Source organism: Pseudonocardia sp. ICBG601 (genome assembly GCF_020496245.1).
The window spans coordinates 1-6,473 of sequence record NZ_JAHLJA010000216.1 but is presented as its reverse complement, the minus strand read 5'-3'; the positions used below and the strand labels follow the sequence as shown (position 1 = coordinate 6,473).

Genomic DNA, 6,473 nt, shown 5'->3' with positions numbered 1-6,473 from the left:
ACCGCGCGGTTCGCGGCGCGTTCCGAGGCACTGGAAAACCGTTCGACGAGGTGCCGGAAGAGGTGCTGCGCCGACCGGACCCGCGACGGGCGGCCGCGACGTAGGGCGCCAACGATTCGCGCAGCTTCTCGGCATTCTTCGTGGACAGGTCGATCTCGTAGGCGCGGCCGTCGACGGAGAACTCCACCTGCTCGTCGGCCTCGGTGCCGTCCAGGTCGTCGACCAGGGTGATGGGTCGTCTGCTGCGCCACGTCGTCATTCCTTCCGCAGGGAATCGCCGGACCCGGCCGGAGACGGGAATCCGCCGGTCGGTGCCGGAACCGATTCTTCGGGCAGAACGATAGGGATGCGAACCGACCTGTCGAACCCCTCCCCGGAAATGGTCCGTGTGCCGGCGTTTCCGGGGAGGGGATACGGCGTCCGGGTGACGGGAATGGGCGGAAAGGGTCAGCGGTGACGGTGACGCGAATCAGCGTGCGGTCGGCCACCACGGTTCGGTGGGAACCGCGGCGCGCGGCGTCGTCGACGGTCGTGACGCCGGTCAGGTCGATGCGAGTGCCCGGGCGCGGCAGGGCCAGGACCACGTCCTGGTCGGCGGCGGCCTTGCGGGCCCGCTCGGCGGGCTCGTCCCAGGGGTGGAAGCCGAGCGTGAACGTCGCCCAGTGGATCGGCAGCAGGACCCGGCCGCCGAGCTCGCGGTGCGCGGCGACCGCCTGCTCCGGGTCGGCGTGGATGTCGGGCCACAGGTCGGAGTAGGCGCCGAATCGGCAGCACCGTCAGGTCGAACGGGCTGTGCGCGGCCCCGGTGCGGCGTTGCGCCCGGGTGGCGCCGGTGTCCCCGCCCAGGTAGGCGGTGTGCCGCGCGGTCCGGCGACCTTCCAGGCCGCCCACAGCGTGGTGTTGCGGCGCAGCCGCGCCCGGAGAAGTGCCTGGTCTCCAGGCAGGGTCAGCTCCAGCCCCGCCACGGTCACCACGCCCTCCCAGTGTCGCGCTCGACGACCCGGTGCCCCGGGATGCCCCAGGAACGCAGGTGCGCGCCCACCCCGAGCGGCCCGACGAACACCGCGGAGGTGTCGCGGGCCAGCGCGCGTGACCGTCGGACGGTCGAGGTGGTCGTAGTGGTCGTGGGCTGAGCACCACGAGGTCCGGGGAGCCGAGCTCGGACAGCGGCGCGGACCGGCGGGTGCAGGCGGCGCGGCCCGAAGCGCGGCACGGGGGAGGCGTACTCAGACCAGACCGGGTCCACCAGCGCCCGCCGGCCGTCGATCTCCAGCAGCACCCCGGCGTGGCCCAGCCAGGTCACCGCCAGCCCGGCGGGCTCGGCGGGGGTCCGCAGCGGCGCGAGCGGCACCGTCGCCGGCGCGCCGCCCGCGGAGCGGCGGCCGACCAGCATGTTCAGGATCATCCGGGCCGAGGCCTTGGCCCGGGGCAGCCCGGGCTCGGTGTTGGCGAACAGCCCGTCGACGGCGTTCGGGGAGGCGGAGGCGATCCGGCGCAGCTCGCCCGGGCGGGCCCCCATGTTCCGGCGCACGTGCAGCCCGAGCGCGGCCAGGGCGCCGGTCAGGGCGAGCGGGACGGACAGGACGGCCGCGGTGGGGAGGCGCTTGCTGCGGGACACGATCACCAGACTACGAACGCCCCGGGCGCGGTTCCCACCTACAGTCACGATCGTGACCGACGGCATGGCGGGGACCAGGGTGAGCACCGAGCGGCACGGGCACGTGCTCCTGATCCGGATGACGCGGCCCGACAAGCGCAACGCCGTCGACGCGGCGATGACGGCCGGCCTCGACGAGGCGCTCAACACCCTCGACGACGACCCGGACCTGTGGTGCGGCGTGCTCGCCGGGGACCCGACGGCGTTCAGCGCGGGCACCGAACTGGCCGCCGGGGCCGGCGGCCCACCCCGCGCGGCGGCAACTACGGCGTCGTCCGGCGGGACCGGCGGCGCCCCCTGATCGCCGCGGTCGAGGGCGTCGCCTACGGCGGCGGGTTCGAGATCGTGATGGCTGCGACATGGTCGTCGCGTCGACGACGGCGCGGTTCGGCCTGCCCGAGGTTGCCCGCGGCCTGGTCGCGAACTGCGGTGCGCTGTTCCGCGCGCCGCGGCCGCTGCCGCTCAACGTCGCCAAGCAGCTGCTGGTGACCGGGCGCCCGCTGGACGCCGACCGTGCGTACACCCTGGGCCTGGTCAACGAGCTCGTCGAGCCGGGGCGGGCCGAGACCGCGGCGCTGGAGCTCGCCGCGACGGTCTGCGAGAACTCGCCGCTCGCGGTGTCGGTGTCGCTGCGCGCCCTGGAACGCGTGGTGTCCGAGCCGGACGAGCGCGGCTGGAGCGCCACCGAGGTCGCCACCGCGGCGATCCTGCGCTCGGCCGACAAGACGGAGGGGATCGCGGCGTTCCTGGAGAAGCGCCCGCCGCGGTGGACGGGGCGCTGACCCTGCGCCCGGCCACGGGCCCACTGACGGCGACTAGGCTCGTCGGCATGCCTGCCCGGACGCGACGCGAGGACCTGGTCGCGCTGCTGCAGGACTACGCGGGCGAGTCCGAGCTGCTCGGCCAGGAGTTCGCCGGGCGGCACGGGCTGCATCCACGGACCTCCACGCGCTGCTCGCGGTGATGCGCGCGGACTCCGCGCGGTGAACCGCTCACCCCGGGTGTCCTCGGTGCCCGGCTCGGCCTGTCCACCGGTGCGACGACCGCGCTCGTCGACCGCCTGGAACGCGCGGGCCACGTGCGCCGCAGCCGCGAGTCCGCCGACCGGCGGCGGGTGACCCTGCGCCAGGCCGAGAACGCCGCGGAGGTCGGCGGGGCGTTTCTTCGGCCCGCTCGGCGCCCGGATGGACGCCCTGCTCGCCGGCTTCGACGACGACGAGCTCGACGCGGCGGCCCGCTTCCTCAGCGCGATGAAACGCGCTGGTCGCGGACTACGCGCCGACCTCGCAGCCTCGCCGGAGCCGAGGTCCGCACCGGCCTGACGCGGGTCAGGCGTTCGCCGTCGCCGTGTCCAGGTACGCGGCGCGGCGGCCGTCGTGCGCGGCCTCGGTGCGGGGGGGGACGTGCTCGGTGGGGACCTCGACCGGGGTGTAGCCGCGCAGGATGCGCCGCGCGACGGACTCCTTGTGGACCTCGTCGGGACCGTCGTAGATCCGCGCGGCGCGGGCCGCGCGGTACATCTGCTCCAGCGGCAGGTCCCCGAGCACGTGGACCGCGCCGGTCGATCACGTCGTGCAGCACCTTCGCGCCCCAGTACTTGATCATCCCGATCTCGATCCGGGCGTTCGAGGCCCCGACCTGGTCCATCGTCCAGGCCGCGTGCAGGTCAGCAGCCGGGCGCGGCCATGTCCGCCGCCGACTTGCGCGACCATGTCCTGGACCATCTGCTTGTCGGCCAGCCGCGTGCCGCTCGCCGTCCGTGACACCGCGCGGCTCGCACATCATGTCGAACGCCCGCCGGGACTGGCCGAGCCAGCGCATGGCGTGGTGGATGCGGCCCGGGCCGAGCCGCTGCTGGGCGAGCCTGAACCCGTCGCCGGGGTTGCCGACGAGGTTCGTCGCCGGCACCCGGACGTCGCGGTAGAAGACCTCGGCGTGGCCGCCGTAGATCTCGCCGCCGACCTCTGGGTGGTCCATCACCGGGATGTCGCGGGCCACGTCGAGCCCGGGGTGTCGGTCGGGACGATGATCATCGAGGCCCGCTGGTACGGCGGTGCGTCCGGGTCGGTCACCACCATCGCGATCAGGAAGTCCGCGCCGGTGGCGTTCGAGGAGAACCACTTGTGGCCGTTGATGACGTAGTCGTCGCCGTCGCGCACGGCCCGGGTGGACAGCATCGTCGGGTCCGCGCCGCGCCGGGCTCGGTCATCGAGAAGCAGGACCGCAGCTCACCACGCAGCAACGGGTGCATCCAGCGTTCCTTCTGCTCCGGCGATCCGCCGATCGCGAGCAGCTCGGCGTTGCCCGAGTCGGGCGCCTGGTTGCCGAACACCCCCGGCGCGTAGCGGCACTGACCGAGGATCTCGTGCATCAGCCCGAGGGAGACCTGACCGAACCCGCCGCCGCCGAGCTCCGGGGGCAGGTGCGCCGCCCACAGACCCTGCTCGCGGACCTGCTCCTTGAGCGGCGCGGTGATCCGGGCGAAGGTCTCCCGGTCCAGGTCGAGGGTCTCCAACGGGATGATCTCGTCGCGGACGAAGCCGCGCATCCACTTCAGCTTCTCCTCGAACTCCGGGTCGGTACTGAAGTCCCACGCCATCGCGTCCGCCTCCCGACGAGCTTCGTTTCCACGGCGAACGTAATACAGCCCGCGACGACGGGGTGTTCCGGCGACCCAGGACGACGGGGCGGGGGGGAGTCCCGGCGGCACCCCGGTGATCGACAGTCCGCGCGTGTGTTCGGACGCGCGCGGGCGGCGCATCACCGCGCGCCCGGCGGATCACCGCGCGCCCGGCGGATCACCGCGCGCCCGGCGGATCACCGCGCGCCCGGCGGATCACCGCGCGCCCGGTGGACCACCGCGCGGCGGTGGATCAGCACGCGCACGGCGGATAGCCGTGCCCGGTGGAGCGACGCGTGGGCTCGGGCACGGCGCGTCGACTCCGGCACGGCGGGCCGAGGCACAGATTCGGTGACGCGTCGGTGATCGACAGTTCGCGCGCTGATCCGCTCCGCGCGTGTGTCCGGACGCGCGCGGACGACGGATCACCGCGCGGCCAGCGGATCACCGTGCGGCTGGGAGATCACCGTGCGCCAGCGGATCACAGTGCGCCCGACGGATCGGCGCGCGCCCGGTGGAGCAGCGAGGGGTCGGTGGAGCAGCGCGCACGGTGGGCACCGCGGGAGGCGGGCCAGGCGGACGGTGAGCGTGCAGGTGGGGCTGACGGGCGGCGGGGGATCGGGCGGGCGATCACCGACCGGCGGCGGAGTGGGCTCGCGCGACGGAGGGTCGCGGGGCGGCGACATTGCGCGCGTCCGCGTCGCCGGGGGAGGTCGGGGGATGACCGACGAGGGGCTCGTCCGCCCACCACGCCGGCGGGTGTCCCGGCCGATCTGGCGGGACCTGTCGTTCGAGCCGCTGACCCCCACGGCACGTTTCCTCGACCGGGCCGCGGCGGCGCACGGCGACCGGGGTCGCGGTCGTCGACGGCGACCTGCGGTTCACCTACACCGAGTTCCGCGCGACCGCTGCCGCGCCTGGCGGGCTCGCTCGCCGCGCTGCACGACGGGCGCCCGGTCGCCGTCCCCTCGTGCCGAACACCCACGTCGGGCTGGAGGCGGCGCCGCGGGTCGCGTGGTCGGATGGGACGGCGTCGTGGTCGTCGTCAAACCCCGGCTGTCGTCGGGCGAGGTCGCCTACATCCTGGAGCACTCGCGCGCCCTCGGTGCTGGTGGCCGACCCGGTGTTCGACGAGCTCCGTCGCGGAGGTGCTCGCCCGCCTCGACACCCCGCCGCACACCGTGCGGGTCGGCCGGACTACGAGCGCCTCGTCGCCGACGGCACGAGCCCACCGCGGTGCGTCCCGCCGACGAGCGCGGCCTGCTGTCGATCAACTACACGTCCGGGACGACCGGGAACCCGAAGGGCGTGATGTACCACCACCGGGGCGCCTACCTGCAGGCGCTGGCCATGGTCGGGCACACCGGGCTGACCGCGTCGTCGGTGCACCTGTGGACGCTGCCGATGTTCACACTGCAACGGCTTGTGCTTACTTCCTCGTGGGCGGTCACGCGGCCCGCCGCCACCACGACGTCTGCCTGCCGAAGGTCGGCCCGTCCCGGATCTGGGAGCTCGTGCGCGAGCAGGGCGTCACCCACCTCAACGGCGCCCCACCGTGCTGTCGATGATCGCCTACGCGCCGGAGGCCGGGCCGGTGGAGACGCCGGTGGCCGTCGCGACCGGGGGGAGCGCCGCCGAGCCCGGCGATCCTGCGCCGGATGGCCGAGCTCGGGTTCGAGGTGACCCACCTCTACGGGCTCACGAGACCTTCGGCCCCGCGATGATCTGCGACTGGCGTCCGGAGTGGAGCGACCTCGACGCCGACGCGCAGGCCCGGATGGAAGGCCCGCCAGGGCGTCGGGACATGATCGCCTGTGCCGTCCGGGTGATCGACGAACGACGGTGGCCGACGTTCCCGCGCGACGGGGGACGACCGGCCAGATCGCGTGCGCGGCAACAACGTCATGCTCGGCTACCTCGATGACGACCAGGCCACCGACGACGCCGCACCGGACGGCTGGTTCCGGACCGGCGACCTCGGCGTCATGCACCCCGACGGCTACGTCGAGCTCCGGGACCGCTCCAAGGACGTGATCATCTTCCGGCGGGAGAATCTCGCCAGCGTCGAGGTGGAGCAGGCCATCGCCGACCACCCGGCCGTGCTGGAGGGTCGCGGTGATCGCCGTCCGACGAGCGGTGGTGCGAGGTCCCGGCCGCCTGGGTGACACTGCGCGAGGGCGAGAGCGCCACCGAGGA

12 protein-coding genes and 2 pseudogenes are annotated in these 6,473 nt (G+C 74.1%); 7 read left to right on the top strand and 7 right to left on the bottom strand.

Annotation, left to right across the window (positions count from 1 at the left end; translation table 11 throughout):
- The 3 genes from KPL57_RS61060 to KPL57_RS61050 all read right to left on the bottom strand — a co-directional run.
- Positions 1–259: Lsr2 family protein (locus tag KPL57_RS61060; protein ID WP_226358972.1), on the bottom strand; the 259-nt coding region annotated here is incomplete at its 3' end.
- 517 nt (positions 260–776) lie between these two features.
- Positions 777–974, bottom strand: a complete 198-nt coding sequence (locus tag KPL57_RS61055; RefSeq protein WP_226358971.1) for a hypothetical protein — start codon at positions 972–974, stop codon at positions 777–779.
- A complete protein-coding gene (locus tag KPL57_RS61050; RefSeq protein ID WP_226358970.1) occupies positions 968–1,618 on the bottom strand; it encodes an MBL fold metallo-hydrolase in 651 nt (216 codons plus the stop codon). Before KPL57_RS61050 ends, KPL57_RS61055 begins: the two co-directional genes overlap by 7 nt.
- A gap of 52 nt (positions 1,619–1,670) precedes the next feature.
- Here KPL57_RS61050 and KPL57_RS61045 point away from each other — a divergent pair, with 52 nt between their 5' ends.
- The 4 genes from KPL57_RS61045 (at position 1,671) to KPL57_RS61030 (ending at position 2,979) form a co-directional block, all read left to right on the top strand.
- A complete protein-coding gene (locus KPL57_RS61045; protein WP_308253330.1) occupies positions 1,671–1,958 on the top strand; it encodes an enoyl-CoA hydratase/isomerase family protein in 288 nt (95 codons plus the stop codon).
- Between the two features lie 58 nt (positions 1,959–2,016).
- Positions 2,017–2,439, top strand: a complete 423-nt coding sequence (locus KPL57_RS61040) for an enoyl-CoA hydratase-related protein (protein ID WP_226358969.1) — start codon at positions 2,017–2,019, stop codon at positions 2,437–2,439.
- Between the two features lie 47 nt (positions 2,440–2,486).
- Positions 2,487–2,621 carry a hypothetical protein gene (locus KPL57_RS68745; RefSeq protein ID WP_264199994.1) on the top strand — a complete coding sequence of 45 codons (135 nt, stop codon included), beginning with the start codon at positions 2,487–2,489 and terminating at the stop codon, positions 2,619–2,621.
- Between the two features lie 220 nt (positions 2,622–2,841).
- Complete coding sequence (locus tag KPL57_RS61030; RefSeq protein WP_226358968.1) at positions 2,842–2,979, top strand: hypothetical protein; 138 nt, start codon at positions 2,842–2,844, stop codon at positions 2,977–2,979.
- Positions 2,980–2,985: 6 nt separating this feature from the next.
- On the opposite strand, the gene KPL57_RS68740 is transcribed toward KPL57_RS61030, so the two are convergent.
- The 4 genes and pseudogenes from KPL57_RS68740 to KPL57_RS61015 form a co-directional block, all read right to left on the bottom strand.
- Entirely contained in the window at positions 2,986–3,204 is a 219-nt protein-coding gene (locus tag KPL57_RS68740; RefSeq protein WP_308253326.1) for an acyl-CoA dehydrogenase family protein, read from the bottom strand.
- Between the two features lie 70 nt (positions 3,205–3,274).
- Positions 3,275–3,478 (bottom strand): annotated as a pseudogene (locus KPL57_RS73480) (hypothetical protein); the annotation flags it as partial.
- Between the two features lie 155 nt (positions 3,479–3,633).
- Complete coding sequence (locus KPL57_RS61020) at positions 3,634–3,834, bottom strand: acyl-CoA dehydrogenase family protein (protein ID WP_226358967.1); 201 nt, start codon at positions 3,832–3,834, stop codon at positions 3,634–3,636.
- Positions 3,741–4,256: an acyl-CoA dehydrogenase family protein gene (locus KPL57_RS61015; RefSeq protein ID WP_226358966.1), complete on the bottom strand. Its 516-nt coding sequence runs from the start codon at positions 4,254–4,256 to the stop codon at positions 3,741–3,743. Before KPL57_RS61015 ends, KPL57_RS61020 begins: the two co-directional genes overlap by 94 nt.
- Positions 4,257–4,997: 741 nt before the next feature.
- Here KPL57_RS61015 and KPL57_RS73475 point away from each other — a divergent pair.
- The 3 genes and pseudogenes from KPL57_RS73475 to KPL57_RS61005 form a co-directional block, all read left to right on the top strand.
- A pseudogene (locus KPL57_RS73475) lies at positions 4,998–5,627 on the top strand (AMP-binding protein); the annotation flags it as partial.
- 89 nt (positions 5,628–5,716) lie between these two features.
- Entirely contained in the window at positions 5,717–5,845 is a 129-nt protein-coding gene (locus KPL57_RS68735; RefSeq protein ID WP_264199993.1) for a hypothetical protein, read from the top strand.
- Positions 5,846–6,163: 318 nt separating this feature from the next.
- A complete protein-coding gene (locus KPL57_RS61005) occupies positions 6,164–6,442 on the top strand; it encodes an AMP-binding protein (RefSeq protein ID WP_226358965.1) in 279 nt (92 codons plus the stop codon).
- Positions 6,443–6,473 lie beyond the last annotated feature (31 nt).